Below are 17608 nucleotides of genomic sequence, written 5' to 3'. Positions count from 1 at the left end.
GCAAAAATAGCTAAAATTGACCTCTTTGCATGAATATTTATTAAATATACATGCAAAGTAATTATAGAATAGAACCGGATATGAGACAATCTATTATGTTGATTATCAAGAAGGTAACTACCCACGGGTACCTCAATCTCGTTCCATCCCAGGGCCTAGCTGGTACCAACTGCCGGCGCACGTTCGCCAGATGACAGGGCTCCGATCACAATCGTGGCGCCACCAGGGCATAAAAAAAACCGCCAGCGTCGGCCAGCGGTTCAATGCTATATCAGTGAAGGGGCAACTTAATGCTTCCCGTTCAGGTTCTTCTTTATCTCGTTCACAAATTCTACTGAAACGGAGGCGACAGCCGCGATTTTTTCAACGGAGAAATCGGATTGCCTCAATAGATTTTGAACGAAAATAACTGCGGCCTTTTCACGGCCTACAATCTCACCTTCTTCCTTTATTATGTCAAGTGTATTCATATTATATTTGTCAGTTACTCTATACCCGTCATCAAATTTACGACTTGTTTCGGTCTTGTACGTAGCGTAGCCCAGTCCGACAAAGTCGCCAGGCGCTTTATACCCAGTTTTACTAAGTAGTGTTTTTAGATTCGCGTCCCAATTATAGCAATACTGAAAGTAGATAATGGCGGTACCGTTACTACAGACCTTCCCACAAATCGGCTTGACAGGTAATCGCATAACCCCTCCGTTTCTTGGTCGAGTGCGATACTGTCCAATCATGTAAAGGCAGAAGAAGGTACTCGTGGCACTACGTTATAAATAACTAAAATGCAGGGGATATAGTGTCCGATCGTGTACAAAAGCGAAAGGTCCACATTGCTGTGAACCTCGACTCTGCGGACCGGACGGGACTCGAACCCGCGACCTCCGCCGTGACAGGGCGGCATTCTAACCAACTGAACTACCGATCCGTTCCGTTGTTGGGAGTGCAAAGATAAGGGGAAATCCCCCGCAACAAAAAATTTAGCGAAGTTTTTTTACAAAAGCCCACCCGTACCTTTATGCCTTGCAAAAGCTTAAGAATGATTAAAGTAGGCGTGTTTGGCGTAGGTCACCTGGGGAAGTTCCACCTGAACAACTGGCGGGAGATGGAGGGTGTGCAAATCCAGGGATTTTATGATCCAAACGACGAGACGGCCGGCGAGGTGGAGGCCAAATACAACCTGAAACGCTATAAAGACCCCAAGGACCTGATAAACGACGTCGACGCAGTGGACATCGTCTCCCCTACCCCTTATCATTTCGAGCTTTGCGAAGCGGCGATAAGAAAAGGCAGGCACGTCTTCGTGGAGAAGCCCTTGGCGAACACCATGGAGGAGGCAAAAGCCATCGTCAAGCTCACCAAGGAAGCGGGCATCAAACTGCAGGTGGGACACGTCGAGCGGTTCAACCCGGCTCTATTGGCACTCCAGCAAACAAAGCTGAACCCGATGTTCATCGAGGTCCATAGGCTCGCGCAGTTCAACCCGAGGGGTACGGAGGTGAGCGTGATCCTGGACCTGATGATCCACGACATCGATATCATCCTGCACCTGGTGCGGAGTGAAGTGCGGTCGATCAGCGCCAACGGCGTGGCGGTGATGACGGATACCCCCGATATCGCGAACGTGCGGATCGAGTTCCACAATGGTTGCGTGGCGAACCTGACGAGCAGCAGGATCAGCATGAAGAAGATGCGGAAGATGCGGCTGATCCAGAAGGACGCTTATATCAGCATCGACTTCCTGGAGAAAAAGACCGAGATCATCAAGATGCAGACGGAGAAGCGGGCGGATGAATTCAGTTTTGATATCGAAACGGGGAACGGCAAAAAGACGATCGCGATCGCCTATCCCAAGGTTCCGCAGGAGAACGCCATGAAGCTCGAATTGATGGCATTCGTCGAAGCCATAAAACAAAACAGGCCGACCGAAGTGGATGAAATGGACGGCTACCGTTCCATGGAGGTGGCGCACCAGATCCTGCAAAAAATCCAGCGCAACCAGCCAGTAGCTTAAAAGACCACTAGGGATATACACTTTCTCGGATAATTGTTTATTTTTGAGGGTAATCCAATGCTATGAAACGTCCTCAGCCTTTGGCGGCTCTCGATATGATACCCATCAGATTAAGCGATGGAGTCATAAACGACCAAAAGTTAAAACGCCCTCTGGATCTGCTAATATCTTTCTTGGCCTTTATTTTGGCGCTCCCTTTGATAGGGTTGGTCGCCATCGTGGTAAAACTGACGTCAAAGGGCCCCATATGGTACACACAGGAGCGGATCGGTAAGGGCGGCAAGCCCTTTACGATGTATAAGTTCCGTTCGATGTGTCAAAATGCGGAAGAAAATGGCCCGGCGCTGGCAACGGAAAACGACGTAAGGATAACGATAACGGGCCGCGTCCTGAGGAAGTGGCGGCTGGACGAGCTGCCGCAGCTCTGGAACGTTCTGAAGGGAGACATGTCGCTGGTAGGCCCCCGGCCTGAAAGGCAGCATTATATAGACAAGATCGTTGAAAAGGCGCCAAACTATAAAAGGCTTTTAAACATAAAGCCGGGTCTGACGTCAATGGGTATCGTCAATTACGGTTACGCATCAAACGTAGCCGAAATGATCGACCGCCAACGGTACGACCAGTATTATTTCGAAAACCGTTCCCTGGGGATGGACCTGGCGATCCTGGCAAGATCGGTGGGGGTGGTCCTTGGGCGAAAGGGAAAATAACCTATACACCTTGTCGATACGTTACATTGCACAGCACGAGATCGACCGTTCCAAATGGGATCGTTGCATAGCGGAAGCCTCGAACGGCTCGATCTATGCTTACTCCATGTACCTGGACCACATGAGCCCGCGTTGGGACGGGCTGGTCCTGGACGATTATGATGCGGTCATGCCCCTGACCTGGAACAGGAAGTGGGGGATACTCTACCTCTACCAACCCTACCTGAGCGCCGAAGGCGGCGTATTTCAACGGGAAGCCGTCGAGACGGAAATCCTCAGAGCATTTTTAGAAGCGATCCCGCGCAAATTCCGATTCTGGGAATTCGCCCTGAATTCGGAAAACCTTTTACCCGATACCGGTTTCCCTTTGTATCCCCGGATGAACTTCCTGCTACCGCTGAACAGCGCCTATGAAACGATCCGCCAGGGATATCGAAAAGACCTGAAAAACAATTTGCAAAAGGCCGGGGAAGCGAACCTGTCCTACGCCATGGACATTCCCGTGGACTGGGTAATACACCTGGCGGAAAAACAGTTGAGCGCCCTCACCAAACTGAAGAGGGAACACTATAAACACTTCGAAAAGCTTTATCGGCGATTACACGACGACAAGATGGCCCAAACGCGGGGGGTTGTCAACCAGGAAGGCAAGCTCCTGGCCAGCGGCGTTTTCCTGTTCTCCCATACGCGGGCTTACTATGTGCTGGCGGGGAACCACCCGGAAGGGCGGGAAGTAGGTGCCTCGCATATGCTACTCGACGGATTTATCCGGGAACACGCGGGCTCCGGCCTGACCTTCGACTTCGAAGGATCGGATATCCCATCGCTGGCGATGTTCTACCGGGGTTTTGGGGCGTATGAGCAGCCTTACGCGGCCATCCGGCTGAACCGTATGCCCGGACCGTTGCGCTGGCTGAAACACGCCGAAAGACCCAGGCAGGAGCTAAGCCGACCTATCTTCGAGTATTCTTTCCGCCAGGAACATGTCCACCGGCCGCGTTAGCTTGATGTTCGTCTCCTCGCCTTCCACGAGGCTCACTTTCAGCCCGAAGGCTTCCACGACGGTCGCTTCGTCCGTAAAGCGCTCCTTGAAGTCGATCTGGTACGCGGGTAACAACAACTTGGAATGGAACGTCTGTGGCGTCTGGACAAGGTGCACCTTGTTCCGGTCGACGGGCTCGTTGCCCTCTTCGGTCTCGATCCGCACGCTGTCCTTGGAGATCAACGTCGGGATGGCGCTACCAGTCTCCAGGGCCTGCATATAGCAGCGGTGGATGAGCTGGGGGGTCACCAGACAGCGGACGCCGTCGTGGACAAAGATGATGGACTCATCTTCGATCAGGGTGAGCCCGTTCTTTACCGAATGGAAGCGGCTGTCCCCGCCCGTGACGATGCGGATACGTCCCGGGTCGAAATAACCGTCGATGATCTCCTTGCCCAGGTCGATATATTCCACCGGCAGCACCAGGATGATCTGGAGGTCGGGGTAGGCTTCTAAAAAGGTCTGGAGCGTATAATACAGTACGGGCTTATCCTTCAGCATCATAAACTGTTTTGGCAATGCGCTCTTCATGCGCTTGCCGCTCCCACCGGCCACGATCACTGCTACTTTATTCATAACAACATATTACATTCCGCCAGCAAAACGTCACGCTTTATTGCCGCGGTCCCTACCTCTTCGCAAACCAACCCGCCCGCGATGTTGGCGATCGCGGCCATGAGACGGACGTCGCGCGTGGTGGCATACACCAACGAAGCAACGGCGATCACGGTGTCGCCTGCCCCGCTGACATCCGCAATATTCCGGACGTGGGAAGACAAAAGCCCCGAGGAGGCGCCATCCTGATAGAACACGCCCCGCTCCGACAGCGTGATAAACGATATCCGGTGGTGCAGCTGGTTGACCAGCTGCGCGTGCACGTTCTGCAGCCATTCCGGGGACACTTCTTCCTCGATGAGGTTCAGCCCTTCCCGCACCTCTTTGAGGTTCGGCTTGAAGATGTCCACGTCCCGGTAGGAAAAGAAGTGCTTCCGCTTCGGGTCGACCGCGGTCAGTACGCCGCGCTCCTTGCAAAGGCGTATGACAGTGCCGATCAGCCCGTCGGTGAGGACTCCCTTGTTGTAGTCCTGGAAGATCAGCACCTGGGGCTTGACCTCGTCGAGATAACGCAATACGTGCGCCTCCAGGAGCATACTATCTTCCACCGAAAGGTCGGTCGTGATTTCATTGTCGAGCCGCATCATTTGTTGGTTGCGGGCGATAATGCGGGTTTTGTTGGTAGTGATACGCGACGGGCTGGCGAGCAGGTAGGAGGCGTCAATGCCGGCCTCGGAGAACAACGACTTCAATACGGCCCCATCCTCGTCGGCTCCGATGACGGACAGTACCGATACCTGGGCGCCGAGCGCCTGGAGGTTGATGGCCACGTTGCCCGCGCCGCCGAAACGATATTCCTTACTATTCAACGCCACCACCGGCACGGGCGCCTCGGGCGAAATCCGGTCGACCCGTCCCCACATATAGGTATCCAGCATGACATCCCCTACGACGCCAACCCTGATGTTCCTGAATCCTTCGAAAAGTTCGTCGAAACGCATGTTTTACCGCTTACGGACTGCAATATAGTAAATGGGTATACCCGAGACAACAATCAAAGCCCCCGGCCACGTGTCGGCGGTCTGGTAACGGAACAGGCAAACCGTGATCACGAAGGCCAGCAGGCAATAGACCGCCGGCAGTACCGGGTAGCCGAATGCCTTATACGGCCGCGGCGCGTCCGGCCGCCGGCGACGCAGGACGAATATCCCCACGAGCGTCAGGATATAGAATATCAACACCACGAATATAACGTAGGTCAGCAGGGCGTTGTAGCTCCCGCTGAGGCACAACAGGCAGGTCCAGGCGCATTGAATCCAGAGCGCATAGCCGGGAACGCCGTTCTTGTTCAAGGTGCCCGTTTTCTTAAAGAAAAGCCCATCCTGCGCCATCGTATAATACACCCGCGCCCCGGAAAGGATCAACCCGTTGTTACACCCGAACGTCGAGATCATGATCAGGGCGGCGATGACCCCGCCCGCCCCCACGGCTATATGCTCCGCCGCCGCGGTGGCCACCCGCTGATTCGGGGCAAAGGCGATGTCGTGCAACGGCAGCACCGACAGGTACATGAGGTTGGTCAGGATATAGATCACCGAGACGATGACCGTTCCCAGGAAAAGGCTCAGACCGATATTGCGTTCGGGCCTGCGGATTTCCCCGGCGATAAAGGTCACGCTGTTCCAGGCGTCGCTGCTGAAGAGCGTGCCTACCATCGCAGCCGATACGAAACCCAGCCCGGCGATCAGCCCGACGGATGACCAGGTGGAGGAATCCGCGTTCCAATGCCGCATCGTCCAGGCGTCCGTCCAGTTGGCGTGCCACACATCCGAGCGGGCCGCCAAGAACACACCGAAGACGATCAGCCCGAACAGGGCGACGAGCTTGACTGCCGTAAACACCGTTTGGATAAACTTACCCTCTTTGACCCCCCGTGAATTGATATACGTCAGCAAGGCCACCGATCCGAGCGCGAGCAGGCTGCGCCCGTCGAGCGTAAATGAACCCAAAGACAAAAGCTTGCTGTCCAGTCCCGGAAAAAAATACGCCGTAAAATTGGCAAACGCCACCGCCACCGCGGCGATGGTGCCGGTCTGGATGACCGCGAAAAAGCTCCAGCCATACAGGAATCCCAGCAGGGGCGAGAAAGCCTCGCGCAGGTAAACATACTGTCCGCCGGCCTTGGGGAACATGCCGCTCAATTCTCCGTAGCTGACCGCGGCGGCTACCGTCAGAAAGCCGGACAGCAACCAGGCAAAGAGCAGCCAGCCGGAGCTGCCTACCTGCCGGGTAATGTCGGCGGAAACCAGGAAAATACCGGAACCGATCATCGATCCGGCGACAAGCATGGTCCCATCCAGGAGACCGAGGGATTGTTTAAAACCGGGAGAGCTTTTTTCGGGCATATGTTAGATTTCCTTTTGCGGAACTACGGCCAAAGGCGCCTTATTTCTCCTTTGGCACGGGGACCGAGCTGTTCAGCCCCTCCAGCACCTCGCCGGTGATGTTGTAGGCCGTATCCTCGTAGAACAGGTTCAGCGCGCCCTTCCCGGTCGTGAAGATGAAGGAGTACTTCTTGGTCTTGTTGTACTCATCCAGGAAAGACTTGATCTTCGTCTGGATGTCATCCATGATCTTTTGCTGCTTGGTGGCGAACTCCTGCTGTTTCTGGTCGTGCTGGCGTTGCAGGTCCTGCATCCGTGCCGTATATTCCTTTTGGAAGCTTTCCGCCTCGGTCTGGGTAAGGGTGGCGCCCTTCTGGGCCATCGCCAGCCGCCTGCGCTCCAGCTCGTTGGCTGCCGCGTTCAGGTCACGGTCGGCTTCTTCCCTTTCCCGGTCGAAGTCATTCTGCTTGGACTTGAAATAGGCAAATTTCTCCTCGATCGTATCCAGGTCCACGTAGGCCACCTTGAGCGGATGCAATACCAGCGAATCCTTGGCAGTCGGGCCGATGTTGATGGCGGGGGCGGCTCCGTTGGAAGAGCCCTTGAAGTGCCAATAAAACAAAATGCCGACAGCGACCAGCAGGATTACGTTCAGTACCAGGGATAAATTTTTCAAAGTCTTTAGATTTAAACTAAAGAGGCTGTCTTTTGTGACAGCCTCTTATCGTACATACGCAATATAGTTATTCTTCTTCGTCGAACTGCATCACTTCCCGGGAGGTCTGGAGCAACTCGTATTCTTCCTTCGACCCGACGATCATGTTCTCGAAGTCGCGTAGACCGGTACCAGCCGGGATCGGATGGCCCGTGATGACGTTCTCCTTCAGACCGAGCATGTCGTCCGACTTGCCCTGGATGGCCGCGGAGGACAGGACCTTTGTCGTTTCCTGGAAGGAAGCGGCGGAGATCCAGCTCTGTACCCCCAGCGAAGCCTTGGTGATACCCAGCAGCACCGGTTGCGAAGTCGCGGGTTCCGCGTCGCGGAACTCGACGAGCTTCTTGTCGTTGCGGCGCAGTACGGAATTTTCTTCACGCACGTCGCGGAGGGTGCCGATCTGACCGGGCTTCAGCTTCCCGCTTTCGCCGGCGTCGGCGATCACCTTCTTGTCGAAGATCCAGTCGTTCTCGTCGATGAATTCGAAGCGGTCTACCAGATCGCCCTCGAGGAATTTGGTATCCCCCGGGTCGACGATTTCGACCTTCTTCATCATCTGGCGGACGATGACCTCGATATGCTTGTCGTTGATCTTTACACCCTGTAGACGATAGACTTCCTGGATTTCGTTGACCACGTACTCCTGGACGGCGAAGGGCCCCTTGATGGAGAGGATGTCGCCCGGGCTGATCTGGCCGTCGGACAACGCCGTACCGGCTTTTACGAAGTCCCCGTCCTGTGCCAGGATCTGGCGGGTCAGGGGAACCAGGTATTTCTTGACCACGCCGTCTTTGGCTTCCACGATGATCTCGCGGTTACCGCGCTTGATGTTCCCGAAGGCAACCACCCCGTCGATTTCGGCAACGATGGCCGGATTGGAGGGGTTACGCGCTTCGAAGAGCTCGGTGACGCGGGGCAGACCACCGGTGATGTCCCGGAGCTTACCGATGACGCGGGGGATCTTCACGATCACCTGGCCGGCCTTGACGGCTTCGTCACCGTCTACGCTGATGTGCGAGCCTACCGGAAGGTTGTAAGACTTCACTTCCTTGGCGCCTTCGACCAGCAGGGCGGGTATCTTGGTCTTGTCTTTTGTTTCGATAACGACCTTTTCGCGGTGGCCGGTTTGCTCGTCGGCCTCTTCGCGGTAAGTAACGCCTTCGATGATGTTCTCGAACTTCACCGAACCGGGTACTTCGCTCACGATGACGTTGTTGAAGGGGTCCCAGGTACAGATCACGTCACCCTTGGCAACCTTTTGACCGTCTTTCACATTCAGCGTCGCCCCGTAGGGGATGTTGTTGGTGATAAGGAGGCGGTCGTTCTTCACGTCCATGATCCGGAGCTCACCCGTACGGCCGATGACGATCTGGATCTTGTCGCCTTCGTTGTTTTCGGTTTGTACGGTACGCAGACCGTCGAACTGGACGGTCCCTTCGAACTTGGCCAGCATGGTGGACTCGACCGAAGCGGAACCGGCGACACCACCCACGTGGAAGGTACGCAGGGTCAGCTGGGTACCGGGTTCACCGATGGACTGGGCGGCGATGATACCGACGGCGTCACCCTTCTGGGCGATATAGCCCGTGGCGAGGTTCTTACCGTAGCACTTCACGCACACACCGCGCTTGCTTTCGCAGGTCAGCACCGAGCGGATTTCGACGGTGTCGATACCGCTGTGCTCGATCTCCTGGGCGATCTCTTCGGTGATGTGGTCACCGGCCTTGAGGATCAGCTTGTCGTTCAGCGGATCGTATACATCATGGACCGAGGTACGCCCGATGATACGGTCGTACAGCGGTTCGACGATTTCTTCATTGTCCTTCAGGGAAGAAGTGGCAATACCGCGAAGGGTACCGCAGTCTTCTTCGGTGATCACCACGTCCTGGGCGACGTCTACCAGACGGCGGGTCAGGTAACCGGCGTCGGCCGTTTTGAGGGCCGTATCCGCCAGACCCTTACGGGCGCCGTGTGTGGAGATGAAGTATTCCAATACGTTCAGACCGTCCTTGAAGTTGGACAGGATCGGGTTTTCGATGATTTCCGAACCGGTCGAACCGCTCTTACGAGGCTTGGCCATCAGACCGCGCATCCCGGCAAGCTGTTTAACCTGTTGTTTGGAACCGCGGGCCCCGGAGTCCAGCATCATAAACACGGAGTTGAACCCTTGTTTGTCCGAGGCCATTTCACGGATCAGGGTTTCGGTCACCTTGGTATCCACGCGCGACCAGATGTCGATAATCTGGTTGTAACGTTCATTGTTGGTGATCAGACCCATATTATAGTTGTCCCACACCTCGTCGACTTCGCCCTGGGCGGATTCAACCATCTCGTGCTTGATTTCCGGGATGGTCAGGTCGAGCACATTGAACGACAGACCACCGCGGAATGCTGTGCGGAAACCCAGTTGTTTGATGTCATCGAGGAACTTCGCGGTCTGGGGGACGTCGGTCCATTTGATGATGTTCCCGATGATTTCGCGCAGGTTCTTTTTGGTCAGCAGGGCGTTTACGTAGCCTACTGCCTTGGGAACGTTCTGGTTGAAAATCACGCGGCCGACGGTCGTCTCGATGATCTTCCTCGAGATGTGCCCGTCGTCGCTGCGGACATCGGCCTTGACCTTGATCCAGGCGTGGAGGTCGACGCGGTTTTCGTTGTACGCGATGATTACCTCTTCGGCGGAATAGAAAGCCATGCCTTCCCCGCGAACGATTTCGGTCGCGGTTGTCTTCCGTCCCTTCGTAATATAATACAGACCCAAGACCATGTCCTGCGAAGGCAGGGTGATCGGGGTCCCGTTCTGCGGGTTGAGGATGTTGTGGCTGGACAGCATCAGCAGCTGGGCTTCCAGGATAGCAGCGTTGCTCAGGGGCACGTGCACGGCCATCTGGTCACCGTCGAAGTCGGCGTTGAACGCCGAACAGACGAGCGGGTGGAGCTGGATGGCTTTACCCTCGACCAGTTTGGGTTGGAAGGCCTGGATGGACAACCGGTGCAGCGTCGGGGCGCGGTTCAGGAGGACCGGGTGACCCTTCAGCACGTTTTCCAGGATGTCCCAGATGATGGCTTCTTTTTTATCGACCAGCTTGCGGGCCGACTTCACGGTCTTGACGATACCGCGTTCGATCAGCTTACGGATGATGAACGGTTTGAAGAGCTCGGCCGCCATGTCTTTGGGCAGACCGCACTCGCTTAATTTCAGCTCCGGACCCACTACGATGACCGAACGGCCGGAGTAGTCGACGCGCTTACCGAGCAGGTTCTGACGGAACCGGCCTTGTTTCCCTTTGAGCACGTCGCTCAGGGACTTCAGCGCGCGACCGCCTTCCGCCTTGACGGCGTTGGACTTACGGCTGTTGTCGAAGAGGGAGTCGACGGCTTCCTGGAGCATGCGCTTTTCGTTCCGCAGGATGACCTCGGGCGCCTTGATCTCGAGCAAACGCTTCAGACGGTTGTTGCGGATGATCACGCGGCGGTAGAGGTCGTTCAGGTCGGAGGATGCAAAACGGCCGCCGTCCAGGGGGACAAGCGGGCGAAGTTCCGGCGGGATGACGGGGATGTATTGCATCACCATCCATTCCGGGGAGTTTTCGATGCGATGACCTGCCTCGCGGAATGCTTCCACAACGCTTAGCCGCTTCAGGGCGTCCGCTTTCCGTTGCTGGGAAGTCTCGGTGGCGGCGGCGTTACGCAGGGAATAGCTGAGCGCATCGAGGTCGATGCGGCCCAGCATGTCGTGGACGGCATCGGCTCCCATCTTGGCGATGAACTTATTGGGGTCGTCGTCAGGCAGGTATTGGTTATCCTTGGGCAATGCGTCCAGGATGTCCAGGTATTCCTCTTCCGTCAGCAGGTCGCCGGGGTTCTGGCCCTTGTCCACCCGGATACCCGGCTGGATGACCACGAAGCGTTCATAATAGATGATCGACTCCAGTTTCTTGGAGCTAACGCCCAGCAAATAACCGATTTTGTTTGGCAGGCTCTTGAAGTACCAGATGTGTACTACAGGGACCACTAGCTTGATGTGGCCCATGCGTTCGCGCCTTACCTTCTTCTCGGTCACTTCCACACCGCAGCGATCGCACACGATACCTTTATAGCGAATACGCTTGTACTTGCCGCAAGCGCATTCATAGTCTTTTACCGGCCCGAAGATCCGCTCGCAGAACAAGCCGTCCCTTTCCGGCTTGTAGGTACGGTAGTTGATCGTTTCGGGCTTCAATACTTCCCCGTAGGACCTTTCCAGGATGCTGTCCGGAGAAGCCAGGCCTATCGTAATCTTCGAAAACGTAGCCTTGGGACGATTATCTTTCTTGAGTGCCATATGCCGAATTAATGTCGTTAAAAAATGTGCCGTGGGGCCTATTCAAACTTCAGATCCAACCCTAAACCGCGCAACTCGTGCACGAGCACGTTGAAGGATTCGGGTACGCCCGGACGCGGCACGTTCTCGCCCTTCACGATCGCTTCGTAGGTCTTGGCCCTGCCGATGATGTCGTCGGACTTGATCGTCAGCAGTTCCTGCAGGATGTTGGAGGCGCCGTAGGCTTCCAGGGCCCAGACTTCCATTTCCCCGAAACGCTGGCCACCGAACTGGGCCTTACCACCGAGCGGCTGCTGGGTAATGAGGCTGTACGGCCCGATCGAACGGGCGTGCATCTTGTCATCGACCATGTGGTGGAGCTTGATGATATAGATGATCCCTACGGTCGCTTTCTGGTGGAAGCGTTCCCCGGTTTCACCGTCGTACAGGTATGTGTGACCCATCGTCGGGATGCCGGCCTTGGTGCAGAACTCGGAGATTTCCTCTACCGAGGCCCCGTCGAAGATCGGCGTGGCGAACTTGTCGCCCAGCTTTTCGCCGGTCCAGCCGAGGATCGTTTCGTAGATCTGGCCGAGGTTCATACGGGAAGGCACCCCGAGCGGGTTGAGGACGATGTCCACCGGCGTACCGTCTTCCAGGAAGGGCATGTCTTCGGCGCGAACGATCTTCGCGACGATCCCCTTGTTCCCGTGGCGGCCGGCCATCTTGTCCCCTACCTTCAGCTTACGCTTGACGGCCAGGTATACCTTGGCGAGCTTGAGAACGCCCGCGGGCAGTTCGTCCCCGATGGAGATGTTGAACTTCTCGCGTTTGTAACGGCCCAGCTCTTCGTTGTACTTGATGTTGTAGTTGTGCAGGAGGGTGTTGATCGAGTCGTCGATCTTGGCATCACCGGTCCAGCCCAGGGGGTTGACGTTCTGGTAATCGATCCCCGCCAGGTTCTTCTGGGTGAATTTGGCGCCTTTACCGATCAGCATTTCCCCGAAGTTGTTGGTTACCCCGGCGCTGGTGTGGTCCTTGAGGAGCGTCAACAGCTTGCCGAGGAGGACTTCCAGGAGCTCCTTGGTGTTACCCTCGTGTACCTTTTCCACTTTTTCCAGGGCGGCCTTTTCACGGACCTTCCCGTTCTTGTCTTTCTTGGCGCGTTGGAAGAGCTTCTTGTTGATCACCACGCCTTCGGTGCCCGCGGGCGCCTTGAGCGAAGCGTCCTTGGCGTCGCCGGCCTTGTCGCCAAAGATCGCGCGGAGCAGCTTTTCTTCCGGGGTCGGATCGGATTCGCCCTTGGGGGTGATCTTACCGATCAGGATGTCGCCTTCTTTGACGTGGGCGCCGATACGGATAACCCCGTTCTGGTCGAGGTCCTTGGTGGCCTCTTCCGAAACGTTCGGGATGTCCGGGGTCAGTTCCTCTTCACCCAGCTTGGTATCGCGGACTTCAAGCTCGAATTCCTCGATGTGTACCGACGTGAACAGGTCCTGGCTCACCACCTTCTCCGAGATCACGATGGCGTCCTCGAAGTTGTACCCCTTCCAGGGCATGAAGGCCACCTTCAGGTTCCGGCCCAGGGCCAGTTCCCCGTCGCGGGTGGCGTAGCCTTCGGTGAGGAAGTCGCCTTCTACGACGTGCTGTCCCTTATGGACGCAGGGCCTGAGGTTGATACAGGTGCTCTGGTTGGTCTTGATGAATTTGGTGAGGCGGTATACTTTCAGGTCGTCTTCAAAAGAGACCAGCTTTTGTTGTTCGTTGCGGTCGTAGCGGACATGGATTTCGTTGGCATCCACGAACTCTACTACGCCTTTCCCTTCAGCGTGGATCTGTATGCGCGCGTCACGGGCGGCCTTGGCTTCCAGCCCGGTACCGACGATGGGTACTTCGGGACGGATCAGGGGTACGGCCTGGCGTTGCATGTTCGATCCCATCAGGGCGCGGTTGGCGTCATCGTGCTCCAGGAAGGGGATCAGCGAGGCGCTGAGACCCACGATCTGGTTGGGGGCGACGTCCATGAATTCCACTTCGGCCTTGTCCAGGATGGGGAAGTCCCCGGTTTCGCGGGAACGGACCTTTTCTTCCAGGATATGCCCCTTGTCGTCCATTTCGATGTTCGCCTGGGCGATCTTGGCGGTATCTTCTTCTTCCGCGCTCAGGAAGGTCAGGTGCTTCGTATCGACCTTACCGTCCTTTACCACGTGGTAAGGAGTCTCGATAAAGCCCATCTCGTTCACCTTGGCGTGTACGCAAAGGGTGGAGATCAGACCGATGTTCGGCCCTTCCGGGGTCTCGATCGTACACAGACGGCCGTAGTGGGAGTAGTGTACGTCGCGGACTTCGAAGCCGGCGCGTTCGCGCGACAGACCGCCGGGCCCGAGCGCCGAGATACGACGCTTGTGCGTGATTTCGGACAACGGGTTGGTCTGGTCGAGGAACTGCGACAATTGGCTTGTTCCGAAGAACGAATTGATCACGGAAGACAACGTACGCGCGTTGATCAGGTCCACCGGGGTGAACACTTCATTGTCGCGGACGTTCATCCTTTCGCGGATGGTACGCGCCATACGGGCCAGACCCACGCCGAACTGGGCGTAGAGCTGTTCGCCCACCGTACGCACCCGGCGGTTGCTCAGGTGGTCGATGTCGTCGATTTCCGCCTTGGCGTTGGTCAGACGGACCAGGTATTTGATGATCTCGATGATGTCTTCCTTGGTCAGCGTCTTCTGGTCCAGTTTGTAGTTCAGGCCCAGCTTACGGTTGATCTTGTACCGGCCGACTTCGCCGAGGTCGTAGCGCTTGTCGCTGAAGAACAGCTTGTCGATGATACCGCGCGCGGTCTCGTCGTCCGGTGCATCGGCCCCGCGCAGCTGGCGGTAGATGTGCTGGACGGCCTCCAGTTCGGAGTTCGACGTATCCTTGTTCAGGGTGTTGTAGATGATAGCGTAATCACCGCTGACTTCTTCCTTTTGCAGGAAGACGGTCTTGATCCCCATTTCCACCATGGTCTCGATAGCGTTCTTGTCCAGGACGGTATCGCGCTCCATGACGACCTCGTTCCGTTCCAGGCTCACGACTTCACCGGTGTCCTCATCTACAAAGTCTTCCACCCAGCTCCGCAGGACGCGGGCGGCCAGGCGTTTGCCCAGGTACTTCTCCAGGCTCTTCTTGTCGGCCGGCACTTCGTCGGCCATCCCGAAGAGCTCCAGGATGTGCTTGTCGGTTTCGTAGCCGATGGACCGGAGCAGCGTGGTGACCGGGAATTTCTTCTTACGGTCGATATACGCGTACATCACATTGTTGATGTCCGTGGCGAACTCCATCCACGCGCCCTTGAAGGGGATAACGCGGGCTGAATAGATCTTCGTGCCGTTCGGGTGGACCGACTGGCCGAAGAATACACCGGGAGAGCGGTGCAGCTGGGAGACCACGACGCGTTCCGCACCATTGATGATGAAGGTACCGCGGGGGGTCATATAAGGGATGTTGCCCAAAAACACGTCCTGGACGATCGTTTGAAAGTCCACGTGCTCTTCGTCGTTACAGCTCAGGCGAAGTTTTGCTTTCAGGGGAACGGCGTAGGTCAGCCCGCGTTCCATACACTCCTCGATGGAGTAGCGGGGCGGATCAACGAAATAATCGAGGAACTCCAACACGAAGATGTTCCGGGTATCCGTAATGGGAAAGTTTTCCTTGAAAACCCGGAATAAACCTTCGACGTTGCGCTTGTCAGGAGTTGTTTCCAACTGGAAAAAATCCTTAAAGGACTGCAACTGGATTTCCAGCAGATCCGGCGTTTCCGCCAGGTGCTTGGCCTTACCGAAGTTGACCCTGTTGTTCACTTGTGTTGATGACATATTGTTAAAAACGCGTTTTCGTTTTAATTAGGACGTACACAAAACAATCAAGCCCATATTTTGGGTAAAATATGGGTCACTGAAAATCAATGCTTCATGACTGAATTCTGTCGTTCAAGATGTATTAGGCCTAACGTAAAGGATCGCAAAGATAATAATTTCCAAAAAAATAACCAACATTTTATGGTCATTTTACCCCCTTGGCGGTGTCTTTTGGCCCCGCCCCCGGTTGGTACCCCTCCATCAGCCGGATAACCATCGCCTGGGTCCGTTTTTCGGCGTCCCGGGCCGGGATGTCTACCGCCCGGTTGGCGATGCCCTCCCAGAGCAGCAGGCGCTTATCCCGGTCGATCACATCGATGATCAGGGCCCCGTAGGCCAGCTGAGGCTCTTTGGGGGGCGACGGCCCCCCCGCAACCGGCGGTCCCCCGGCGCCCGGCGGGGCGGTATCCAACGGATGGCGCTGGCTGTCGGCTGTCCGCGCCGCCCGTTTCGGGTGAACCACCCACCCCGAGTCCAGCTGGTGGAGCAGGCTATCCGGCAGGAGCGTCCCGACGATTTCCCCCGGCCCCTCCCCCGCGGGCCGTATTGTCCCCCCGTGGAACAACCGGTACCAGTCGTTGAGCGGCCGTCCCGCCATCTGTCCTGCCCGGCTGCTGTCGACAGACACGATGTTGACCAGCAGGTCGGCGGTGGCGTCCCCGGGCGTCAGCCCCTTTTTGACCATCTGGGCCCTGGTTTCCGACACGATCCACTTCCGGTTGAACGCAGTCAGCGACGTACCGGTGTCGGAAACGGGGTTGATCGAAAATGTCTGGTAAACCCGGTTCGGGGCGTGGTGATACCGGGACGTATACCCGGGACCGTACGAAGCGGTTTTGGGGGCGCGGCAGGCGGCCAGACCGAGGGCAAGGACAATATATAGACGGGTCCCCATGCCCTTATCTGTACAAAATCGGTGCCGTTCGCCCCTTACAATGCCGACTCCCGCACCACGAGTTCCCCCGGCAGGAGGTGATGGGCGTTGTTTTTGAGCCCGCTCTTGATCTCTTCCAGGAGAATGGTCATGGCGGTGCGACCGATATCCTCCACCGGCTGGGCGAGCGCGGTTATGCTGGGCGTATGCAGCCGGAAGATGTCATGGTCGTCGAAGCTGACAAAAGCCATCTGGTCCGGCACCTTCAATTTCAGCTTTTTGAGGCACTCCAGCCCCAGTATACCGAGATAATTGGTCAAAAAGAAAACGGCCTCCTTCTTTGGACCGCCCTCCAGGAAATCGGCCACCAGCTCCAGCGCCTTTTCCCGGGACGCTTCAAAGGGGATGGTCCTCACCAGCTCTTTCCGGTACGGTATCTTGGAGGCCTTCAGGGCGTCCTTATAGCCGCTCATACGCTGTTCCATGTTGATCATGGACAGATCCACCGTTACCACGCCGATTTGCGTGAACCCACGGCCGACGAGGCGGGTAATCGTATCGAAAACCGACTTGTAGTTGTCTACCAGGACGTAGTTCGTCGCCAGGTTGGCGAAATACCGGTCCACGAGCACCACTGGTTTCCCCGCGGCGATCAGCTTCTCGATGTCGGCCTCCAGCCCCTCGGTCGGGGTAATGATGTACCCGTCCACCTGGCGGTCCTGGAGCATCTGAATCAGCTCCTTGGCCTTTAAGGTATTGTTCTCCGTGCTACAATAGAGCACCTTGTAATTGTACTTCTTGGCCTCGTCCTCGATGACCTTGGCCAGGTTGCCAAAGAAATGGTTCGAGATGTTCTCCACGATCAGACCCAACGTGTGTGTCTTCCCGGTCCTCAGACCCCGGGCCAGCTGGTTGGGCTGGTAGCCGAGTTGCTTGGCGAGTTTGGTGATCTTTTTGGCAAGCGTGTCGCTGATGCGCATCTCTTCCGCTTTACCGTTGAGCACAAAAGAAACGGTCGCCGTAGAGACACCCGCTTTCTGCGCTATATCTTTAATAGACAATTTCTTCATGTATGAATGGCTCCGATCATGTAATTTATTAACTAATTC

Annotated in this window: 12 protein-coding genes and 1 tRNA gene; 3 read left to right on the top strand and 10 right to left on the bottom strand. The window is 56.2% G+C overall.

From position 1 onward, the window contains the following. Positions 1-287: 287 nt before the first annotated feature. Both VL547_RS03270 and VL547_RS03265 read right to left on the bottom strand, forming a co-directional pair. Positions 288-470, bottom strand: coding sequence for a hypothetical protein (locus VL547_RS03270; protein WP_325575140.1), 183 nt, complete (start codon positions 468-470; stop codon positions 288-290). A 381-nt stretch (positions 471-851) separates the two neighbouring features. After that, positions 852-925, bottom strand: a tRNA-Asp gene (locus VL547_RS03265). Between the two features lie 111 nt (positions 926-1036). Here VL547_RS03265 and VL547_RS03260 point away from each other — a divergent pair. From VL547_RS03260 to VL547_RS03250, 3 genes are all read left to right on the top strand, one after another. Further along, positions 1037-2011 (top strand): Gfo/Idh/MocA family oxidoreductase, encoded by a 975-nt coding sequence (locus tag VL547_RS03260; protein WP_325575138.1) that lies wholly within the window; start codon positions 1037-1039, stop codon positions 2009-2011. Positions 2012-2073: 62 nt separating this feature from the next. Beyond that, positions 2074-2721, top strand: coding sequence for a sugar transferase (locus tag VL547_RS03255; RefSeq protein ID WP_325575136.1), 648 nt, complete (start codon positions 2074-2076; stop codon positions 2719-2721). A 10-nt stretch (positions 2722-2731) separates the two neighbouring features. After that, a complete protein-coding gene (locus VL547_RS03250; RefSeq protein WP_325575134.1) occupies positions 2732-3724 on the top strand; it encodes a GNAT family N-acetyltransferase in 993 nt (330 codons plus the stop codon). Here VL547_RS03250 and VL547_RS03245 read toward each other — a convergent pair. The 8 genes from VL547_RS03245 to VL547_RS03210 form a co-directional block, all read right to left on the bottom strand. Further along, a complete protein-coding gene (locus VL547_RS03245) occupies positions 3665-4339 on the bottom strand; it encodes a 2-C-methyl-D-erythritol 4-phosphate cytidylyltransferase (protein WP_325575132.1) in 675 nt (224 codons plus the stop codon). The two genes, VL547_RS03250 and VL547_RS03245, sit on opposite strands and share 60 nt — an antisense overlap. Beyond that, positions 4336-5319 (bottom strand): bifunctional heptose 7-phosphate kinase/heptose 1-phosphate adenyltransferase, encoded by a 984-nt coding sequence (locus VL547_RS03240; protein WP_325575130.1) that lies wholly within the window; start codon positions 5317-5319, stop codon positions 4336-4338. The genes VL547_RS03245 and VL547_RS03240 overlap by 4 nt, the downstream gene beginning before the upstream one ends. Positions 5320-5322: 3 nt before the next feature. Beyond that, positions 5323-6723 carry an APC family permease gene (locus VL547_RS03235; protein ID WP_325575128.1) on the bottom strand — a complete coding sequence of 467 codons (1401 nt, stop codon included), beginning with the start codon at positions 6721-6723 and terminating at the stop codon, positions 5323-5325. Between the two features lie 40 nt (positions 6724-6763). Beyond that, positions 6764-7378, bottom strand: coding sequence for an OmpH family outer membrane protein (locus VL547_RS03230; RefSeq protein ID WP_325575126.1), 615 nt, complete (start codon positions 7376-7378; stop codon positions 6764-6766). A 67-nt stretch (positions 7379-7445) separates the two neighbouring features. Then, the gene (rpoC, locus tag VL547_RS03225; RefSeq protein WP_325575124.1) at positions 7446-11741 is read right to left on the bottom strand and encodes a DNA-directed RNA polymerase subunit beta'; all 4296 of its coding nucleotides are present in this window, start codon (positions 11739-11741) and stop codon (positions 7446-7448) included. Between the two features lie 38 nt (positions 11742-11779). Further along, complete coding sequence (gene rpoB, locus VL547_RS03220) at positions 11780-15583, bottom strand: DNA-directed RNA polymerase subunit beta (protein WP_325575122.1); 3804 nt, start codon at positions 15581-15583, stop codon at positions 11780-11782. A gap of 187 nt (positions 15584-15770) precedes the next feature. Further along, the gene (locus VL547_RS03215) at positions 15771-16520 is read right to left on the bottom strand and encodes a DUF4136 domain-containing protein (RefSeq protein WP_325575120.1); all 750 of its coding nucleotides are present in this window, start codon (positions 16518-16520) and stop codon (positions 15771-15773) included. Between the two features lie 35 nt (positions 16521-16555). Continuing rightward, complete coding sequence (locus tag VL547_RS03210) at positions 16556-17569, bottom strand: LacI family DNA-binding transcriptional regulator (protein WP_414648327.1); 1014 nt, start codon at positions 17567-17569, stop codon at positions 16556-16558. Positions 17570-17608: the final 39 nt, after the last annotated feature.

It is taken from the genome of Dinghuibacter sp. (genome assembly GCF_035492835.1).
Lineage (GTDB): Bacteria > Bacteroidota > Bacteroidia > Chitinophagales > Chitinophagaceae > Dinghuibacter.
Note: the sequence above shows the minus strand (reverse complement) of the source record. Positions and strands in the feature narration are given on the sequence as shown.